This window comes from Streptomyces pactum, from assembly GCF_016031615.1.
In the GTDB taxonomy this organism is placed as follows: Bacteria; Actinomycetota; Actinomycetes; order Streptomycetales; family Streptomycetaceae; genus Streptomyces; species Streptomyces pactus.
In genome coordinates, this window is sequence record NZ_JACYXC010000001.1 from 599,713 (window position 1) to 618,034 (window position 18,322).

The window sequence follows — 18,322 nt, forward strand, 5'->3', positions numbered from 1 at the left end:
CCGGACCACCCGCCGCCCCGCCTGGGCGGGCCGTAACTACACCCTGCTCACCGCCGCCGCCGTGGTGACCGGCCTGGGCAGCTCCGGGGCACTGGTCGCGGCGGCGTTCGCGGTGCTGGAGGCGGGCGGGGACGGTGGCGACGTGGGCCTGGTGGCCGCGGCGCGCACCGCGCCGCTGGTGCTCTTCCTGCTGATCGGCGGCGCGGTGGCGGACCGGCTGCCGCGCCACCGGGTGATGGTCGCCGCCAACGCGCTCAACTGCGTCTCCCAGGCGCTCTTCGCGGTGCTGGTGCTCACCGGCGAGGCCCGGCTGTGGCAGATGGCGCTGCTCTCCGCGCTCGGCGGCACCGGGCAGGCGTTCTTCGCCCCGGCCGCCGAGGGCATGCTGCTGTCCAGCGTCACCGGCGAGCAGGCCGCGAAGGCGTTCGCCTACTTCCGGATGGGCATGCAGGGGGCGCAGATCGGCGGCGCCGCGCTGGGCGGCGCGCTCATCGCGGCGGTGGGCCCCGGCTGGGTGCTGGCCATCGACGCGGCGGCGTTCGCGGTGGCCGGGGCGCTCCGCGCCTTCCTCGACGTCAGCCACATCCGGGAGCGCGTGGCCGGCACCGGCATGCTCCACGATATGCGCGAGGGCTGGCGGGAGGTGGCCTCCCGGCGGTGGCTGTGGAGCATCGTCGTGCAGTTCTCGGTGGTGAACGCGGTGATCGGCGCGGCGGACGCGGTGTACGGGCCGCTGGTGGCCGAGGACCATCTGGGCGGCGCCCGCTCCTGGGGCATGGCGCTCGCCGCCTTCGGGGCCGGGACGGTGCTCGGCGGGCTGCTGATGACCCGCTGGAAGCCGCGCCGGCTGCTGCTGGCCGGCACCCTGTGCGTGTTCCCGTTCGCCCTGCCCTCGGCGGCGCTCGCGGTCCCCCTGCCGCTGTCGCTGCTGATCGTGGTGATGTTCGTCAGCGGCGCGTCGATCGAGGTGTTCGGGGTCTCCTGGATGACCGCGCTGCACCAGGAGATACCGGAGGAGAAGCTGTCCCGGGTCTCCGCCTACGACTGGTTCGGGTCGGTGTCCATGATGCCGGTGGCGACCGCGCTGGCCGGCCCGGCCGAGACCGCGGTGGGCCGGACGACCGCGCTGTGGGGCTGTGCGGCGCTCACCGTGGCCCTCACCGCGGCGGTGCTGACCGTTCCCGAGGTGCGGCGGCTCACCCGCCGCTCCCCCGCGCCCGCGGCCGCCGGGGGTCCGGTGGACGGCCGGGAGGCCGACGCCGCCGGCGTCCCGGCCGGGGAGACCGGGCGCTGAGACCGGCCTCGCCGGCAGCGCCGGGCGCCGATGCCGGGCGCCCGGGGTCCGATGCCCGGCCGGCGCCCGGGGCCGGCGGGAGCGGCAGGGACGGCGCCGGGGGGCCGGCGGCGTGCGATGCCGGCGGACGCCGGCACCGGGCAGGGCGATGTCAGGCGGGGGCGGTCGGCGGGGGTACGTCCCACCGAGGCCGGTGGTGTTCCGGGTCAGGACCCGCCGCCGATGCCGAACGTGCCGTCCGGCGGGGGCGGGGAGGGTGCCGCCGCCGCGTCCGGGACCGGCTCGGCCCCGGCGATGAAGCGGTCCAGCTCCGGCCCGTACTCCACCCTGGCGGGAAACGCGTCGGCCGCCGTCCGCCGGGCCAGAGCGGCCACCGGCAGTTCGGCGTCCGAGGCCACCAGGACCGCGTTGCCGAACCGCCGGCCGCGGAGCATGCCCGGCTCGGCGATCAGGCACAGCTGGCCGAAGACGGTGCCGAAGGTGGCCAGCTGGGAGCGGAGGAACGGGAACGGCGCCCCGTCGGCGAGGTTGGCCACGTACCGGCCGCCGGGGCGGAGCGCACGGGCCACGGCGCGGGCGTACTCCACCGTGGTCAGGTGGGCGGGCACCCGGGAGCCGCCGAACACGTCGCCGACCACGACGTCGACGGAGCCGGGCGCCCAGGTCTCCAGCGCGGCGCGGGCGTCCGCGGCCCGCACCTCGATCCCGGTGCCGGGCGGCAGCGGCAGTTCCCCGGCGACCAGGTCGATCAGGGCCCGGTCGGCCTCGATCACCCGCTGGTGCGAGCCGGGACGGGTGGCCGCCACATAGCGCGGCATGGTGAGCGCGCCGCCGCCCAGGTGCAGCACGTCCAGGGGTTCGCCGGGCGGCGCGGCGGTGTCCAGTACCGCCGCCATTCTCCGCACGTACTCGAACTCCAGGTGGGTGGGGTCGTCGAGGTCCACGTACGACTGGGGCGAGCCGTCCATGGTGAGCAGCCAGCCGCGGCGCCGGTCCGTGTCGGGCATCAGCTTGGCGGTGCCGCGGTCCACGGTCCGGATCAGGGGTATCGGCTCGTCCGCCGCGTCGTCGTCCACCTCTCCATTGTGCCGGGGCGCCGGGGCGCGAACCCGCCGCGGGCCGGCGGGTACCGCTGCCGGACCGCGCCTGACCGGCGGGGACGGGGACCGTCGGTGCGGGCCGGGCGCGGGCCGGCGGCGGTGGCCACCGCGCCGGCGGCCCCGGAGGGATGGCGGGCCGGCGGTGGCGCGAGGTGACGGCGTTCCGGCGGGTACCCTGCGCGCCCGCCGGTGCCGGTCAGTCGAGGACGGTGATCACGGTGCCGGCCCCGACCGTCCGCCCGCCCGCCCGGACCGCGAAGCCCAGCCCCGGCTCCAGCGGCACCGCGCTGCCGAGTTCGACGGTCATGGTGAGCGCCCGGTCCGGGAGCCCGGGGCCCGCCGCGGCGAGGTCCACCACACCGGGGACGTCCGCGGTGCGGAGGTGGAACCGCGGCCGGGCCCGGGTGGTGAACGGGGCGCGCGCCGCGGCGAGCCGTACCGGGCCGGCGCCGTCGTCCGCGCCGGGCGGCGTCTGGACCCGGGCGGTGAAGCGGCGGCACGGCACCAGGCTGCCGGGGGCGGCCAGCACCTGGCCGGGCCGTACCGCCCCGGGCCCCGCCCCGCGCAGCAGCACCGCCACCGCATCACCGGCCTCGGCGTACTCCACCGCTCCGCCGAAGGCCCGCACGGTCTCGACCACGGCCACCGGGGCGGGCCCGGCCCCGGCGTCCCCGAGGCCCAGCGGTGCCACCCGGTCGCCGGCGCGCACGGTGCCGCGCTCCACGGTCCCGGTGACCACCGTCCCCCGGCCGGGGACCGTGGCCGCCGTCTGGACCGGCAGCAGGAAGGGAGCCTGGCCGTACCGCAGCGGCGTGGGCAGATAGGTGTCCACGGCGTCCAGCAGCGCCTCGACCGTCCCGGTCCAGCGGGGATCCCCCGCCAGCGCTCCGGCGGCGGAGACCCGGACCACCGGTGCCGACCGGCCCGGGTAGCCGTGGGCGGACAGCAGGGCCCGGACCGCCGGCTCGGCCCGACCGGTGGAGTCCGGGGCGAGCGCCTCCGTCTTGGTGAGGGCCACCACCACGTGGTCCACCCCGGCCTGACGGGCGAGGAGCAGGTGCTCGGCGGTCTGCGGCATCACGCCGTCGGTGGCCGAGACCACCAGGATCACGCCGTCCAGCTGGCTGGCACCGGCGATCACGGCCGGGACGAGGTCCGGGTGCCCGGGCAGGTCCGTGTGGGCGTAGTGCCGGGTCCCGGTCTCGTACTCGACGGGGCGGCCGGGTGTGTCGCGGCCGGCGTCCGGCACGGCACCGCCGGCGTCCGGCACCACACCCTCGGCGGGCCCGTACGGCGGGACGCCCGCCCGGCCCGCGCCGGGTCTGCCGAGGACGGCGGTGATGGCCGCGGTGAGCGTGGTCTTGCCGTGGCCGAGGTGGCCGATGGTGCCGATGTTGAGGTGCGGCTTGGTGCGCGCGGGGCTCTGCCGGGACATGGCTGACGTTCCTTCCTCGGGCAGGGGGACGGGGCGCCGGACTGAGGGGTGACCGCCCTCCGCGTCACCGGTCCTTCGGTTCCGGCGCGCGAAGGGGGCGGCGGGGCCGGGTGTCCGCGGCGGTGAGCGGAGGTGCGGCGGGACTCCGGGCGAGGACGGACCGACGGGAGCAGGCAGGAGAGACAGGGAGGAACACGGAGAGGGGGGAGGGAGAGGGCGGGAGAGAGGGGACCGGAGGGAGCGGTGGAGCGGGGAGGCCGAAGCGGGGAGGCGGGAGCGGGGAGGAGGAGAAGACGGGGAGAAGGGGAGACATGGGGAGAGGCGGCGGAGGAGGGCGGCGGGGGCGGCGACCGGGCGGGACCGGCTCCGGCACATCAGGGGGTCTCCTGGGTCCCGGCCTCCGGCGATGTCCCGGAGGATGGCGTTGATCATGGCCGACGGCACGGTGCGCGTCGATCGGTTTTCCGGTCCGCCGGCCGGTCCACCGGCCGACGGGCCGGCCGCTCCTCGGGGACCGCAGGACCGGCGGGCCGTACCGGCTCATCGAAGACCGCCGTGCCGGTACGTCCACGATTCCCCGGCGGTCCGGGCCGGTGGGCCCGCGGCGGTGGGCCCCGGCGGTGGCGATCGTCGCCCCGCCGGGCCATGATCGACTGAATGTCCGGTTTCTGTCCCAAGGCTTCCGAACAGGGGTGCGGTCGGGCCGAGGTCGGTTACGCTCCTCCGGTGCTCGATGCCGTCACTCCGCCCCGTACTCCGGCCCGCCGTTGCGCCCGCGCGCTGCTCTCGCCATGGGCGCGGCTGGCGCTGCTCGTGCTGCTGCTGGCCGGGGCGGCGACGGCGGTCGTGATGTGGGAGCCGCAGCGGCTGATCTCCGACGGGTGGCCGGAGCGGCTCTCCGGCACCACCGCGGTGGCGCTCTTCGCGCTGCTGTACGGGGTGTGTACCGCCGCCCTGGTGCCCCGGCCGCTGCTGAACCTGGCGGCGGGCGCGCTGTTCGGCGCCCAGGCGGGTCTGCCGGGCGCGGTGGTGGGCACGGTGCTGGGGGCCGGGATCGCGTTCGGGCTGGGGCGGCTGCTGGGGCAGGACGCGCTGCGCCCGCTGGTGCGGGGGCGCTGGCTGACGGCGGCCGACCGCCAGCTCTCCCGGCACGGTTTCCGGTCCATGCTGGCGCTGCGGCTCTTCCCCGGCGTGCCGTTCGCGGCGGCCAACTACTGCGCGGCGGTCTCCCGTATGGGCTGGCTGCCGTTCCTGATCGCCACCGGGCTGGGCAGCGTCCCCAACACCGCCGCCTACGTGGTGGCGGGCAGCCGGGCCGCCTCCCCCACCTCGCCGGTGTTCGTCGCCGCGATGGGCTTCATCGTCCTCACCGGGCTGGTCGCGGCGGCCGTGGGCTGGCGCCGCCGGGGCCGGCTGCAGACCGCGGCCGGCCGGTAGCCGCGCCCGTCCCCCGGACTCCTCGCGCCTCCGCCTCCCGGACTCCTCGTCGTCCACGGGTCCGCACGGACCGGGGCCCGCGTCCGGGGCGTTCCGCCGCCGGGGCCGCCTCGCGGCGTCCGGCGACCTCCCGCACGTCCCGGGGCCTCCGCCTCCCGGTGACGCGGGCGTCCCCTCATTTGTCGGCACGCCGGCCCGCCACCTCGGCACGCCGCGCCGAGGTTCGTCCCGGGCCCGTCCCGCCGCCGCCCGCACCCGTTCGTGCGTCGTCCGGCCCGGCCGCCCCGTCACCCCTGTCGAACGGCCAGGGTCGGGCAGGTCGCGGGCGGCTTCGGTGAGCCTCTTCGCCGATTGCTTTCCTAGGAGCATTAGGTTAAAACTAATGACCCTAGGAAGGGAAGGTGGGCGGATATGGCGCGGGCCGGGCTGACGGCGGAGCGGGTGACGATCGCCGGCGCCGAGCTGGCGGACGAGGTCGGGTTCGATCGGCTGACCATGTCTCACGTGGCGAGGCGGCTCGGGGTGAAGGACGCGAGTCTCTACACGCACGTTCGCGGGCTTGAGGATCTGCGTGGGCGCATCGCGCTGCTGGCGTCGGACGAAAAGACGATCCGCATCGCGGAGGCAACGGCCGGGCGGGCGGGCAAGGACGCGCTGGTCGCGTTCGCGGACGCCTGGCGTGACTACGCCCGCCGGCACCCGGGTCGCTATACGGCGACACAGGTCCCGATCGAGATCGATCCCGAGCTGGCCGCGAACGCGCCGGGTCCGCGGCGTGCGGTCGAGCTGACGTACGGCATGCTGCGCGGTTACGGACTGGCCGAACCGGATCTGACCGACGCGGTCCGGCTGCTGCGCAGCACGTTCCACGGGTTCGTTGCCCTGGAGGCGGCAGGCGGTTTCGCGCACCGCCGCCCGTCGCAGGATTCCTGGGTCCGCGCACTCGACGCCCTCCACACCCTTCTGGAGCACTGGCCCTCGTTCGAAGAGAGAGACCCGGCATGACCGAGCCGACCATCGGGACCTTGCGCGTGAACGGCGCGACCCTGCACTACGAGGTGCGCGGCCAGGGCCCGCTCCTGCTGCTGATCCCAGGAGGAACGGGCGGAGCGGCCTCCCTGGCCACAGTGGCCGCCGACCTGGCCGACACCTACACGGTGGTTTCCTATGACCCGCGAGGGATGTCCCGGAGTGTGCTGGACGATCCCGAGGCCGAACAGAGGGTGGAGGAGCACGCCGAGGATGCCTTCCGGCTGCTCGACGCGCTGTCGCCCGATGAGCCCGGCCGGGTGTTCGGCGCCAGTTCGGGGGCGATCACCGCCCTGCATCTGCTCAGCACCCACCCGGAACGCCTGGAACGTGTCATCGCGCACGAACCGCCGGTGGTGGAGGTCCTCCCGGACGCCGCCGCGCACCGCGCACTCCTCGCGCGCGTGCAGGACACCTTCCGCGACCAGGGGCTGATGCCGGCGATGGCGGTGTTCGCGGCAGGCATGCGGAAGGACGGTGACACCACCGAGTCCGAGACCGAGCTCCCGCCGCAGGCGGCGGAACAGGCCGAGCAGATCATGCGCGACCTGCCGTACTTCCTCGGACGCATCGTGCCGAGCTTCATGTCCTACGTCCCCGACATCCACCGCCTCAAGGCCCTGTCGGACCGGCTCGTGCTCGCCGGCGGACAGGATTCGCGCGGCGAGCTTCCCTACCGTCCGGCCGCCTTCCTGGCCGAGCGTCTCGGCACCGGACTCCTGCACTTTCCCGGTGGGCACATCGGGCTGACCACACACCCCACCGAGTTCGGCGCACTGCTTCGCACGGCATTCCACGCGCCCGGAGAGGCGTGAAGGAGTCCGCGAAGCCGGTCCCGCCGCCAGGACCCGTTCGTGCGTCGTCCGGCCCGGACGGCCCGTCAACCCGGCCGGCCGCTCCGCCCCGTCACCCCCGGGGGTCCGGTCCCGCCCCCGCCGGGTCCGCGGATATCGGCTCCCGGGTCTCCAGCAGCGGGCCGAGCACCCGGGTGCCCGGCCCGGTGCGGCCGCCGGGCCCGGGCAGCTGGACGGTGTTCCCGGTGGTCAGCGGCTCCCCGCAGTGGGCGCAGACGGTCACCGCGGTGGTGTCCCGCGCGCAGCCGAGGTGGTGGACCCGGGCCGGCGGACCGGACCCGTCGGCGCACCAGCGGTCGCCCCAGTTCATCAGCGCGAGCAGCACCGGGTACAGCTCCCGGCCCTTCTCGGTGGCCCGGTAGTCCTCCCGGGGCGGCCGGTCCTGGTAGCGCCGGCGTTCCAGGACGCCCTCCTCCACCAGCCGGGCCAGCCGGGCGGCGAGCACCTTGCGGGAGATCCCCAGGTCCTCGGCGAGGTCGTCGAACCGGGTCACCCCCAGCAGGACGTCCCGCATGATCAGCGCGGTCCAGGCGTCCCCGAACAGATCGGTGGCACGGGCGATCGAGCAGGCCACACCGGCGAGCGGGGTACGGGTCATGACCCGACGGTACCTCGGGTTCCCCGAGGGAACGCAAGGTGTAAGGTTCCCCGAGGGAACCCGGAGAGACCGAGGTCCGCGGCCCGCCGCGTGACGAGTTGAGGGAGAAACCGATGGCCAGTGCTTTGCGCATCGAGCTCGACTCGCCCTCCCCCGAGGCGGTGGACGGCCGGCAGATCAGGGCGGTGAGCTTCCAGGACGCGCGCCTGGAGTACGTCACCGGCACGCTCCGGAAGCTGGGACTGGACGCGGCCGGCAGCCGGCTGCTGGTGGTGGGCGGCGGCCGGGGGGTGCTGCCGCACGGACTGGCCCGGCTCGGCTTCGACGTGCTCTCGGTGGACCCGTCGGCGACGGCGACCGAGCTGGCCCGCACGGCGGCGGAGCGGGAGGGGCTGGCGGTCACCCACCGCACCTCGGCCGCGGAGACCCTGGACGTCGAGGACGCGGCCTTCGACCTCGCCTACTACGCGGACACCTTCGAGGTGACGTCCCGGCTGGACCAGGTGATCGAGCACGCCGCCCGGGTGCTGCGGCCCGGTGGGGTGCTCCTCTACGACACGGTCAACCGCACCCCGCTCTCCCGGCTCATCTACCTCGGCGCCTTCCAGGCCATCCCGATGACCCGGATCATGCCGCCCGGCCGGTACGCCGCCGACCGGCTCCGCACCCCGGACGAGATGACCGCCGCGCTGGCCCGCCACGGGCTGCACAACGAGGACGTCTGCGACTTCAAGCCGAAGAACCCGCCGTCCCTGGTGAAGGCCGTGCTCGCCCGCCGCAAGGGCCGGATCACCGACGAGCAGATCCCGCCGATCGTGGACTTCGTGCTGGCGCCCCAGGCCCGGCCGCTGGTGACCTACCTGGGGTACGCCCGCAAGGGGTGACCCGGCACGGCCGGCGGGCGCCCGCGGACGCGCGCCGGCCGGCCGCCGCGCCCTCCCCGCCGTCCCGCCCGGAGCCGTCCGGCGCCCCGCACCCGCCGGGCGCCGGGCGGCTCCGGGCACGAGGGCGTCCCGGGAGGGGGCTGTGCCCGGTGCCCCGCCGGGGGACGCTACGCTGCCTCCCGACTGGCGCGCGATCATCGTCCGTTACCGCGCCACGGCCATCCAGTGAAGCTGACACGCCGTCAGCCCAGTCCGTAAAGGGTCAGCATGAGTAAGGCCACAGCCCCATCCACATGATCGAACGCGTATACCGCCACCGTCTGGCAGCCCACAACCAGCCCCTGACCCGCGAGGACGCCGGTGGGGGCTCGATCATCACCTGGATGGCCTAGTTTCATGTCTTGGTTCGAATCACTCATCCTCGGGCTCGTTCAGGGGCTGACCGAGTTCCTGCCGATCTCCTCCAGCGCGCACCTGCGGCTCACCGCGGCGTTCGCGGGCTGGGAGGACCCGGGGGCGGCCTTCACCGCCATCACCCAGATCGGCACCGAGGCCGCCGTGCTGATTTACTTCCGCAAGGACATCGCCCGGATCGTCACGGCGTGGCTGCGCTCGCTCACCGACAAGCGGATGCGTTCCGACCACGACGCCCAGATGGGCTGGCTGGTGATCATCGGCTCGATCCCGATCGGCGTCCTCGGCCTGACCCTCAAGGACCAGATCGAGGGCCCATTCCGTGATCTGCGGCTGACGGCCACCACCCTGGTGGTGATGGGCATCGTGCTGGGCCTGGCCGACCGGCTGGCCGCCCGGGACGAGACCGGCGGCCGGCACCGGGCCGTCAAGCAGCGCAAGACGCTCCAGGAGCTGAGCGCCAAGGACGGCCTGATCTTCGGTGTCTGCCAGGCGATGGCCCTGATCCCCGGGGTGTCCCGGTCCGGCGCCACCATCAGCGGCGGCCTGCTGATGGGCTACACCCGGGAGGCGGCGGCCCGCTACTCCTTCCTGCTGGCCATCCCCGCGGTGCTCGCCTCGGGAACCTTCGAACTGAAGGACGCCGCCGAGGGCGGCCACGTGTCCTGGGGCCCGACGATCTTCGCCACGATCATCGCCTTCGTGGTGGGATACGCGGTGATCGCCTGGTTCATGAAGTTCATCACCACGAAGAGCTTCATGCCGTTCGTGATCTACCGCATCCTGCTCGGCCTGCTCATCTTCGCGCTGGTCGGCACCGACACACTCAGCCCGCACGCCGGCGAGTCGGGCGACTGACCGCCCCGGGTCCGGCGCGCCGCGACCGGCCCCGGTTCCCCTCCCTCTTCCGCTCGTGGGGCCGACGCCCGCCGGCCCCACGAGCGTCACCGGGCCCCGGTCCGTACCGCACCGGTACGGACCGGGGCCCGTCGGTGTCCGGCCCCACGACCACGCCCGGCGGACCTCCGGCACTCCGGGACGGGCCGGGTCCCGCCGGGCGGACGGCTGAGTCCCGCGGGGTACGGGCCCGGGCGCCGGTGGGCGCGGGCCGGGGCGACCGGGCACGGGCCGGGGGCGGTGGGCACCGGCCGGGGCGCCCTGCCCCGCACGGCCCGCCCGGCCGTCAGGCCCCCGCCGTCCCCGGTGGTCCGGTCCGCGTAGCGGGGGCGGGGCAGCTCCAGCACCTCGCCGAGGGCGCCCCACTCGTCCTTGCCCAGCCGGCTGAGCGGGTCGAGCCGGGTGATCTCCGGATGCCCGTCGACCAGGGCAGCCGCGTCCACGACCGCGTGCACCACCCGCCCGAAGACCACGGTGGAGTCGCCGATCCGGAGCATGCTGTGGGTCTCGCACTCCAGCGCGACCGGTGAGTCGGCCACCCGCGGTGCCTTGACCCGCAGGCCCGGCTCCCGCTCCACACCGGCGGCGTCGAACTCGCTCATCCCGCGCGGGAAGTCGGTGCCGGTCACGTTGATCTGCTCCATCAGGTGCCGGGGGGCGAGGCTGACCGTGAACTCGCCGGTCTCCTCGATGTTGCGCAGCGTGTCCTTCCGGCCCACCGAGGTGAACTGCACGACCGGCGGGGCCACCGAGGCGATGGTGAAGAAGGAGTGCGGTGCCAGGTTGTCGGTGCCGTCCGCCGAGACGGTGGACACCCAGGCGATCGGCCGGGGCACCACGGTGGCGGTCAGCAGCCGGTAGAACGCGGTACGGTCCAGCTGGGCGGGGTCGAAATCGATGCGCATGGCAGCCAAGTATCCCGTCCGGGCCTCCCGGCCCCGCCGCCGCGTCCCGGTACGGCCGGCACCGGCCACGGAGGGCCCGCCCACGGCAGCCGGGTCCGGGGCGGGGGACCCCGCACCGCACCCGTCCGGTCCGCCGCACCGGCCCGGCCCGGCGGACCCCGCCGGAGCAACCGCACGGACCGCACCACCGGCCCGCCACCGCACCGCCGGACCATCCCGGACACCACCGGACCACCGACCCCTCCCGCCGCACCGCGCGGCCCGCCGTCGAGCCCCTGCGTACCCCGCCCGGCGGGCGGCCCCGGCCCGGTTCACGGATACTGGGAACCAATCTCCTTCAGGCGGGGAGGCACCCGCCGGGCCGGGAGCACGATGGGAGCACAGACCGGTCCCCCCGTAAACGGGTCGGGGCTCTTCGACGCCGTCGCCACCGCGGTGCTGGCCGCGGACGGCACGGTGGTCCGCTGGTCCCGCGCCGCCGCGGAGCTGGTCGGGCGGCCGGGCGCGGACGTACTGGGACGTCCGGTCAGGACCCTGCTCGCCGCCACCGCCGGGTCACCGGGCCCGGCCGGCTGTCCGGGAGGCGTCCCGCCCTCCGGCCGGGTGCTGCTGGACGGCGGTGACGGCCGGACGGTGGACGTCACCTTCCGGGTCATGCCGCTGGACGGCTCGGCGGAGCTGCTCGTGGCGGCGGTGCCCTCGGAGCTGGTGGAGGACTGGAGCTACGGCGCCTCCCTCCTGCGGGCGGTGTTCGGCCAGGACCTGTTCGGCATCGGCCTGCACGACACCACCCTGCGGACGGTGCGGAGCAACGCGACCGGCGACCCGGCCGGCGGCCCGGCGCTCACCTTCGACAGCGTGCCGGACCTGGACGCCCGGGCCACGCTGCGCCGGGTCCTGGAGACCGGGGTGCCGGTGTTCGACCGGGTGGAGCAGGTGGACACGCCCGGCCGGCGGAGCCGGACGGTGTCGCTGTCCGCGTTCCGCCTCCAGGACCACCGCGGCCGTCCGCTGGGGGTGGCCTCCGCGCTCGCCGACGTCACCACGCGGCAGCGGGCCCGGGACCACCTGGCGCTGCTCAACGAGGCCGCCACCCGGATCGGCGGCTCGCTGGACGTCACCAGCACCGCCGAGCAGGTGGCCGGCGTCCTGGTCCCGGGCTTCGCCGACCTGGTGGGGGTGGACATCGCCGAGGCGGTGCTCGCCGGCGAGGAACCGCCGCAGGCGCTCGGCGCCCGGCAGCATCCGCTGCGCCGGGTGGCGACCGCCTCGGCGACCGGGGAGTGGCCGGACGGGCTGCTGGCCCAGGGGGAGCGGGTGCCGCGGATACCGGACTTCCCGGCGTTGCGCCGGGTGCAGCAGGGCGAGGTGGTCCTCACCGACCGGGAGCGCGCGGTCACCGAGTTCCGGCAGGACGGGCTGGCCCGGCGGCTGGTGCCGCCCGAGGGCCGCTCACTGGCGGTGGCCCCCCTCTTCGCCCGCGGGCTGATGCTGGGCACGGTGATGGCCTGGCGGACCGAGCGGTCGGGCCCGTTCCGCCCCGACGACGCGGCGCTGCTCCGGGAGATCGTCTCCCGGGCCGCCGTCACCGTGGACAACGCCCGCCGGTTCACCCGCGAGCACCGCACCGCGATCGCCCTCCAGCAGAGCCTGCTGCCGCCCGCGGTGACCGACATCCCGGCGGCGGAGACGGCGGGGCTGTACCTACCGGCCGGCGGCGGCGTCGGCGGCGACTGGTTCGACGTGATCCCGCTGCCCTCGCTGCGGGTCGCCCTGGTCGTCGGCGACGTGGTGGGCCGCGGCCTGCACGCCACCGCGACCATGGGCCGGCTCCGCACCGCCATCCAGACCCTCGCCGACCTCGAACTGGACCCCAAGGAACTGCTGACCCACGTGGAGGACCTGGTGCTGCGACTGGCCCGGGAGGCCGGTCCGGGCGGCCAGGACGCGGTGGGCACATCCTTCCTGTACGGGGTGTACGACCCGGTCACCCGCCGCTGCGACTTCGCCAGTGCCGGGCACGAACCGCCGCTGCTGGTCCGCCCCGACGGCGGCACCGAGGTCGTCGAGATCGCCGCCGGCCCTGCGCTGGGGGTGGGCGGCCTGCCCTTCGAGACCACCACGGTGGAACTGCCGCCGGGCGGGGTGCTGGTCATGTACACCGACGGGCTGGTGGAGCGGGCCGGCGGCCGGGACGAGGGGCTGCGGCTGCTGACCGCCGGACTGACCGAGCACTGCCGGCCCGACCGGCCGGTGGACGAGCTGGGCGGGCGGCTCCTGGCGGACCTGGGCGGCTGCCCGCCGCGGGACGACATCGCGCTGCTGCTGGTGCGGCCGCGCGCGGTGCCGGCGGAGGACGTCGCCGAGTGGGAGTTCCCGGCCGACCCGGCCGCGGTGGCCGTCGCCCGGGAGGCGACGACCGGCCGGCTCACCGAGTGGGGGCTGGCCGACCTCGCCTTCACCACCGAACTGGTGGTCAGCGAGCTGGTCACCAACGCCATCCGGTACGCCGGCGGCCCGGTCGGGGTCCGGCTCATCCGCTCCGACGTGCTGGTGTGCGAGGTCACCGACCCCAGCAACACCCAGCCGCGGCTGCGCCGGGCCCGCTCCACCGACGAGGGCGGGCGCGGACTGTTCCTGGTGGCGCAGCTGACCACGCGCTGGGGCAGCCGGTACGGCCGCCAGGGGAAGACCATCTGGGCCGAGCAGCCGCTGACCCCGCCGGAGGGGTGACCGGGCCCCGGGCGCCCCGGTGACCCGGGTGCGGTGAGCGACCCGGGCGGGGAGCGGCACCCGCCCGTCGGGCGGGGTGCTGCCCGGCAGGGCGGGGTGCTGCCCGGCAGGGCCGGGTCCTGCTCCCGCAGGCCGGGGCAGCCGGGCTGCCGTCAGCGGGCTTTCCCCACGGCGGCTCCGGGCGGCCCTGTCGCCCGTCAGCAGAGCCGGGACGGCCCGGCTTCCGTCGGCAGGCATCTCCTGCACGGCGGGCTCTGGGCGGCCGGGCTCCGGGCGGCGATCCCCACCCGGCCCGTACCCGCCCGGGGCACGACACCTGACCGGAACCCGGCCCGTACCCGCCCCGGTGGCGCAGCACCCGGCCCCGCCCGTACCCGCCCGGTGTGCGCTCAGGCGACGTCCGGGCCGCCCGGCGGTGTCCAGTCGAGGACGCCGTCGAGCGCGCGGAGCGCCAGGCCGGGGGCGAGGAGGTGCGCGGCGGTGAGCGCGGCGTCCCGCGCCATCACCGCGGGACGGCTGCCGAGCGTGGTGAGCCGGGCCGCCTTCAGGGAGCGCCGGACCACCTCGGTGGTGCGGGGCAGCCGGTCCCGGGTGTAGGCGGCGAGCGCCTCGGGGACCGGGGTGGCGGGGGCGGCGAGCCGGTGGGCGAGCACCACGGCGTCCTCGACGGCCTGGTTGCCGCCCTGGCCGAGGCTGGGCGGCATGGCGTGCGCGGCGTCGCCGAGCAGCGCGGTGCGGCCCCGGTGGTACGCGGGCAGCGGCACGGTCATGGCCCGGACGTCGTGGCGGAGCACCGCCGCGGGGTCCACGGCGGCCAGGATCCGCGGGATCGGCCGGTGCCAGTGACCGAAGCGGCGCAGCAGTCCGGCCCGTTCGTCCGCCTCCCGTTCACCGGCCGGGGCCAGGGCTCCGGCGTAGGCGTAGACCCGGCCGTCCTTGAGGGGCTGGCTGCCCCACATCAGGCCGCGGCCCCAGGTCTCGTGCGGGGGGAAGCGCAGGCCGAGGCCGGGGACGACCATGCGCCAGGTGGTGAACCCGGTGAACCGCGGGCCGGGGTGGCCGGGGAAGAGCGCCCCGCGCACCCGGGAGCCGACACCGTCGGCGGCGATCACCAGGTCGGCCTCGATCTCCTCGTCGGGGGTGGCGACCCGGGCCGGCTCGGTCTGTGTGCCGGGCCGGACCAGTGCGGTGGCGGTGGCGGTGCGGACGGTGCCCGCGGGGAGCCGGCCGAGCAGCAGGTCCACGAAGGTGGCGCGGTGCAGCAGGACGAGCGGGTCGCCGAAGCGCCGGGCCGCGGCGGCACTGTCGGTCCGGGCCAGCCACCGTCCGCCGGGGGCGCGCACCCCGCCGTCGCCCTGCCAGGCGCTGAGCTCCCGGACCGGTGCGCCGAGGCCGATGGTGTCCAGGGCGCGGAGCGCGTTGGGCGCCAGGGCGATGCCGGCGCCGACCGGCTCCAGGGAGGCGGACCGCTCCAGGACGGTGACCGCCCAGCCCTGGCGGTGCAGGGCCGCGGCGGCGGTCAGTCCGCCGATACCGGCTCCGATGACGACGGCGTGGTGCTGGTCCATGTCCCCTCCCGGGAAACTACAGGTGTAGTTACACCAAGCTACTACACCTGTAGTGCAGCGGTACATTGAGGCGCATGACCGCAGCTCCCACCGGCCGCCCGGACCGCACCGCGCGCATCGGACTCGTCGCCGACACCGCGATCGGCCTGCTCGCCTCCCGAGGTCTGCGCGGTCTGACGCACCGTGCGGTGGACGAGGCCGCCGGGCTGCCGCAGGGCTCGACCTCAAACCTCGCCCGCACCCGGGCGGCGCTGCTCGCCACGGCGGTGCGCCGGCTCGCCGAGCGGGAGGCGCGGGTCTTCGGACTCGCCGGTCCCACCGGTCACGACGGACCCACCGGACTCGCCGCACTCGCCGGTCACGGCGGGCCGGCCACCGGTCCGGAGGCGGCCGCCGAGGTGATCGCCACCGCCCTGCACCGCGCCCTGACCGACCACCGGGACCTGCTCATCGCCCGTTACGAGCTGGCGCTGGAGGCCACCCGCCGGCCCGAGCTGCGGGAGAAATACGACTCCGCCGGGGCCGCGTTCCGGGAACCGGTGGCGGAGCTGCTGCGCGCGGCCGGCTCCCCCGCCCCCGAGCGGCACACCCTCGCCGTGGTGGCCTGGTGCGACGGGGTGCTGTTCGCCTGCTCGGCCGGCCCGTACCACGCGGTGGTGCCCACCGTTGCGGAGCTCCGCGACGGCCTCACCGAGCTGCTGCGCGGCATGCTGCCGGCAGGGCGGTGAAAAAGGCCGGACCGGTACCGGTGATCTCTGCGACCATCGGCCCATGACGACAACGGAACGCACCGACCCACCGCTCCGCGCCGACGAGCGCACCATGCTGGAGAGCTGGCTGGACTTCCACCGCGCCACCCTGGCCCGCAAGTGCGAAGGGCTGGACGACGCCCAGCTGCGGCAGCGGGCCGCACCGCCCTCGACGCTCTCGCTGCTCGGCCTGGTCCGGCACATGGCCGAGGTGGAGCGCGCCTGGTTCCGCCGGGTGCTCTCGGCCGAGGACATCAGCTGGATATACAGCGAGCAGGACCGCGACGGCGACTTCAACCTCACCGACGAGGACACCTCCGCGGAGGCGTTCGCCACCTGGCGCGCCGAGATCGACCACGCCCGCCGGGCCGCCGCCCGCCACGCGATGGACGACACCGGCCTCCGGCACGGCAAGGAGTTCAGCCTGCGCTGGATCTACGTCCACATGATCGAGGAGTACGCGCGCCACAACGGCCACGCCGACCTGCTCCGGGAGCGGATCGACGGGGTCACCGGCGACTGACCGGCCGCCGCGGGCCGCCGGGCACCGCTCACCCCCCGCCGCCGGGCAGGTGCTCGTCGCCGTACGGGTCCGCACCGCCGTCCGGCCCGCCGGTGCCCGGTCGCCCGGCATCCCGCGGGCCGGCCCCGCCCGCGGCGTCCAGCCGTGCTCCGAGCCGGGTGATGGCGGCCCGCATCCGGTCGCCGTACGGGTCCGCACCGAGCACCCCGGCCGCGGCCCGGGCCCGCGACAGCTGGTCGCGGGCGGCCTCCGGCCGGTCCAGCCGGAGGTAGTCGTCCGCCAGGTCCAGGTGGAGCGCGGGGTAGAAGCCGCGCACCGCCTCCCGGGACCCGCCGCCGGCACCACCGGCCGCCGCGGCCGCGTCCGCCGCCGCCAGTGCGATCAGGTCCCACATCAGCGCGGCCGCCGGGTCGTCCTGGGTGTCGGCCATGTAGTGGGCCAAGGTGCAGCGGTGGTACGGGTCGCCGTCCGCGCCGATCTCCTGCCACAGCCGGACCAACCGGTTCCGGGCCTCCTCCCGGTCACCGCCCTGGTGGAGCATGACCGCCTGCCCGATCCTGGTCAGCACGGCGTCGTCCGCCGCCTCCTGCCGCGGTGCTGTCATCCCCGGTTCTCCTCGCGTGGGTGGGCCGCCGTCCGTCCCGCCCCCCGCCCGGCGCCCCCTGCCGGTGCCTGTTCCGACGCTAGCCGGGAGCGGCGGCGCTCCCCCGTCAGGCGCTCGGGTTCCCGGGGGCGTCCGCGGCGTACCGCTGCGCCAGCTCGGTGACGGCGCGGGCGACGGCCCGCCGCAGCTCCGGCGGGCCGACCACCTCCGCGTCGGTGCCGAGCCGGAGCATGTCGTCCACCGCGACCGGCAGCGACTCCACCGGCAGGGTGACCCGGAACCGGCCGTCGGGCCCCGGCTCGCCGGCCGCCGCGGCCGCCCGGGCGCCGGCCGCGCCGTACTTGGCCGGGAGCAGCCGCAGCCCCCGGGCGGAGAGCAGCAGCTCCGCCTCGCCCCGGAAGCGGGCCTCCTCCAGCGCCCGGGACGACGCGGCCCAGTAGCCGGCCAGGTCGAACCCCTCCGGCCGGCGGAAGGTGACGGGCAGCGCCTCGGCGGCGGAGATCCGCGACACCCGGTAGGTGCGCACCACGGGGCCCGCCGCCGCGCTCCCCCGCCCGTCCGGCTCCGACTCCGGCACCGGCTCCCGCCCGGACTCCGGCACCGGCACCGGCGGCCCGGACTCCCGCCCGGTCGCCTCGCCGCCGGGGTTGGTGCCGCCGTCTGCGGGGCCGGTTCCGCCGCCCGCACCGCCCAGGCCGGCGGGGTGCGCCACGACGTACCAGATACCGCCCTTGAGGACCAGGCCGAGCGGGTGGAGGTCGCGTTCCACGGTGTCGCCGCGGGCCCGCCGGTAGCGCACCCGCAGCACCCGCTGCCGCCACACCGCGTCGGCGACGGTGAGCAGGTCCGGCACCGGGTCGGCCTGACGGAACCACGCGGGGGCGTCCAGGTGGAAGCGGTCCTGCATCCGCCGCGTCTGCTCCCCCAGCGGTTCCGGCAGCGCCGCCCGCAGCTTCAGCTGGGCGGTGGTCAGCTGGGAGCCGAGTCCGAGTTCGGCCGCGGCCACCGGGAGGCCGGCGAGGAAGAGGGCGACCGCCTCGTCGCCGGTCAGTCCGGTCAGCCGGGTGCGGTAGCCGGCCAGCAGCCGGTAACCGCCCGCCGGGCCCCGGTCGGCGACCACCGGGACGCCGGCCGCGCCCAGCGCCTCGATGTCCCGGTAGACCGTCCGTACCGACACCTCCAGCTCCGCGGCGAGTTCCGGCGCGGTGAGCCGGCCCCGGTTCTGCAGCAGCAGAAGCAGGCAGAGCAGCCGGTCCGCACGCATGGTCTCCCCCCTCTCCCGACCGTCGAGGACCCCT

At 76.2% G+C, this 18,322-nt stretch carries 15 protein-coding genes and 1 pseudogene; 9 read left to right on the forward strand and 7 right to left on the reverse strand.

Annotated features, from left to right (window positions below; translation table 11 throughout):
* The first annotated feature begins 43 nt into the window (after window positions 1-43).
* Window positions 44-1,294 carry an MFS transporter gene (locus IHE55_RS02395; RefSeq protein WP_197991737.1) on the forward strand — a complete coding sequence of 417 codons (1,251 nt, stop codon included), beginning with the start codon at window positions 44-46 and terminating at the stop codon, window positions 1,292-1,294.
* A 206-nt stretch (window positions 1,295-1,500) separates the two neighbouring features.
* Here the strand turns inward: IHE55_RS02395 and IHE55_RS02400 are convergent, their stop codons facing one another.
* Window positions 1,501-2,301, reverse strand: coding sequence for a spermidine synthase (locus IHE55_RS02400; RefSeq protein ID WP_197991738.1), 801 nt, complete (start codon window positions 2,299-2,301; stop codon window positions 1,501-1,503).
* Window positions 2,302-2,590: 289 nt separating this feature from the next.
* Window positions 2,591-3,829, reverse strand: a complete 1,239-nt coding sequence (locus IHE55_RS02405) for a GTP-binding protein (RefSeq protein ID WP_197987493.1) — start codon at window positions 3,827-3,829, stop codon at window positions 2,591-2,593.
* Window positions 3,830-4,555: 726 nt separating this feature from the next.
* Here IHE55_RS02405 and IHE55_RS02410 point away from each other — a divergent pair.
* The 3 genes from IHE55_RS02410 (at window position 4,556) to IHE55_RS02420 (ending at window position 7,110) form a co-directional block, all read left to right on the forward strand.
* Window positions 4,556-5,266: a TVP38/TMEM64 family protein gene (locus IHE55_RS02410; protein WP_307826477.1), complete on the forward strand. Its 711-nt coding sequence runs from the start codon at window positions 4,556-4,558 to the stop codon at window positions 5,264-5,266.
* A 411-nt stretch (window positions 5,267-5,677) separates the two neighbouring features.
* Entirely contained in the window at window positions 5,678-6,271 is a 594-nt protein-coding gene (locus IHE55_RS02415) for a TetR/AcrR family transcriptional regulator (protein ID WP_197987495.1), read from the forward strand.
* Window positions 6,268-7,110: an alpha/beta fold hydrolase gene (locus IHE55_RS02420; RefSeq protein ID WP_197987496.1), complete on the forward strand. Its 843-nt coding sequence runs from the start codon at window positions 6,268-6,270 to the stop codon at window positions 7,108-7,110. The genes IHE55_RS02415 and IHE55_RS02420 overlap by 4 nt, the downstream gene beginning before the upstream one ends.
* A gap of 91 nt (window positions 7,111-7,201) precedes the next feature.
* Here the strand turns inward: IHE55_RS02420 and IHE55_RS02425 are convergent, their stop codons facing one another.
* Window positions 7,202-7,747: a winged helix-turn-helix transcriptional regulator gene (locus tag IHE55_RS02425; RefSeq protein WP_197987497.1), complete on the reverse strand. Its 546-nt coding sequence runs from the start codon at window positions 7,745-7,747 to the stop codon at window positions 7,202-7,204.
* 113 nt (window positions 7,748-7,860) lie between these two features.
* On the opposite strand from IHE55_RS02425, the gene IHE55_RS02430 reads away from it, so the two are divergent.
* Window positions 7,861-8,631, forward strand: coding sequence for a methyltransferase domain-containing protein (locus IHE55_RS02430; RefSeq protein WP_197987498.1), 771 nt, complete (start codon window positions 7,861-7,863; stop codon window positions 8,629-8,631).
* 396 nt (window positions 8,632-9,027) lie between these two features.
* Window positions 9,028-9,903, forward strand: a complete 876-nt coding sequence (locus IHE55_RS02435; protein ID WP_197987499.1) for an undecaprenyl-diphosphate phosphatase — start codon at window positions 9,028-9,030, stop codon at window positions 9,901-9,903.
* A gap of 353 nt (window positions 9,904-10,256) precedes the next feature.
* Here IHE55_RS02435 and IHE55_RS02440 read toward each other — a convergent pair.
* Window positions 10,257-10,847 (reverse strand): annotated as a pseudogene (locus IHE55_RS02440) (flavin reductase family protein); the annotation flags it as partial.
* A gap of 372 nt (window positions 10,848-11,219) precedes the next feature.
* Here IHE55_RS02440 and IHE55_RS02445 point away from each other — a divergent pair.
* Window positions 11,220-13,580, forward strand: coding sequence for a SpoIIE family protein phosphatase (locus tag IHE55_RS02445; protein WP_197987501.1), 2,361 nt, complete (start codon window positions 11,220-11,222; stop codon window positions 13,578-13,580).
* Between the two features lie 389 nt (window positions 13,581-13,969).
* Here the strand turns inward: IHE55_RS02445 and IHE55_RS02450 are convergent, their stop codons facing one another.
* The gene (locus IHE55_RS02450; protein WP_197987502.1) at window positions 13,970-15,148 is read right to left on the reverse strand and encodes an FAD-dependent monooxygenase; all 1,179 of its coding nucleotides are present in this window, start codon (window positions 15,146-15,148) and stop codon (window positions 13,970-13,972) included.
* A 74-nt stretch (window positions 15,149-15,222) separates the two neighbouring features.
* On the opposite strand from IHE55_RS02450, the gene IHE55_RS02455 reads away from it, so the two are divergent.
* Both IHE55_RS02455 and IHE55_RS02460 read left to right on the forward strand, forming a co-directional pair.
* Entirely contained in the window at window positions 15,223-15,876 is a 654-nt protein-coding gene (locus IHE55_RS02455; protein ID WP_197987503.1) for a TetR/AcrR family transcriptional regulator, read from the forward strand.
* A gap of 43 nt (window positions 15,877-15,919) precedes the next feature.
* Window positions 15,920-16,420 carry a DinB family protein gene (locus IHE55_RS02460; protein ID WP_197987504.1) on the forward strand — a complete coding sequence of 167 codons (501 nt, stop codon included), beginning with the start codon at window positions 15,920-15,922 and terminating at the stop codon, window positions 16,418-16,420.
* A 28-nt stretch (window positions 16,421-16,448) separates the two neighbouring features.
* Here IHE55_RS02460 and IHE55_RS02465 read toward each other — a convergent pair whose 3' ends face one another.
* Complete coding sequence (locus IHE55_RS02465) at window positions 16,449-17,024, reverse strand: hypothetical protein (protein ID WP_197987505.1); 576 nt, start codon at window positions 17,022-17,024, stop codon at window positions 16,449-16,451.
* Window positions 17,025-17,130: 106 nt separating this feature from the next.
* Window positions 17,131-18,288: a helix-turn-helix transcriptional regulator gene (locus IHE55_RS02470; protein WP_197987506.1), complete on the reverse strand. Its 1,158-nt coding sequence runs from the start codon at window positions 18,286-18,288 to the stop codon at window positions 17,131-17,133.
* Window positions 18,289-18,322 lie beyond the last annotated feature (34 nt).

What these genes read in the sequence shown, in the direction of transcription:
- IHE55_RS02460 (WP_197987504.1), top strand. Translation starts at nt 15,920, where the DNA reads ATGACGACAACGGAACGCACCGACCCACCGCTCCGCGCCGACGAGCGC.
- IHE55_RS02425 (WP_197987497.1), bottom strand. Translation starts at nt 7,747, where the DNA reads ATGACCCGTACCCCGCTCGCCGGTGTGGCCTGCTCGATCGCCCGTGCC.
- IHE55_RS02430 (WP_197987498.1), top strand. Translation starts at nt 7,861, where the DNA reads ATGGCCAGTGCTTTGCGCATCGAGCTCGACTCGCCCTCCCCCGAGGCG.
- IHE55_RS02415 (WP_197987495.1), top strand. Translation starts at nt 5,678, where the DNA reads ATGGCGCGGGCCGGGCTGACGGCGGAGCGGGTGACGATCGCCGGCGCC.
- IHE55_RS02435 (WP_197987499.1), top strand. Translation starts at nt 9,028, where the DNA reads ATGTCTTGGTTCGAATCACTCATCCTCGGGCTCGTTCAGGGGCTGACC.
- IHE55_RS02455 (WP_197987503.1), top strand. Translation starts at nt 15,223, where the DNA reads ATGACCGCAGCTCCCACCGGCCGCCCGGACCGCACCGCGCGCATCGGA.
- IHE55_RS02470 (WP_197987506.1), bottom strand. Translation starts at nt 18,288, where the DNA reads ATGCGTGCGGACCGGCTGCTCTGCCTGCTTCTGCTGCTGCAGAACCGG.
- IHE55_RS02400 (WP_197991738.1), bottom strand. Translation starts at nt 2,301, where the DNA reads ATGCCCGACACGGACCGGCGCCGCGGCTGGCTGCTCACCATGGACGGC.
- IHE55_RS02445 (WP_197987501.1), top strand. Translation starts at nt 11,220, where the DNA reads ATGGGAGCACAGACCGGTCCCCCCGTAAACGGGTCGGGGCTCTTCGAC.
- IHE55_RS02420 (WP_197987496.1), top strand. Translation starts at nt 6,268, where the DNA reads ATGACCGAGCCGACCATCGGGACCTTGCGCGTGAACGGCGCGACCCTG.
- IHE55_RS02450 (WP_197987502.1), bottom strand. Translation starts at nt 15,148, where the DNA reads ATGGACCAGCACCACGCCGTCGTCATCGGAGCCGGTATCGGCGGACTG.
- IHE55_RS02465 (WP_197987505.1), bottom strand. Translation starts at nt 17,024, where the DNA reads ATGACAGCACCGCGGCAGGAGGCGGCGGACGACGCCGTGCTGACCAGG.
- IHE55_RS02405 (WP_197987493.1), bottom strand. Translation starts at nt 3,829, where the DNA reads ATGTCCCGGCAGAGCCCCGCGCGCACCAAGCCGCACCTCAACATCGGC.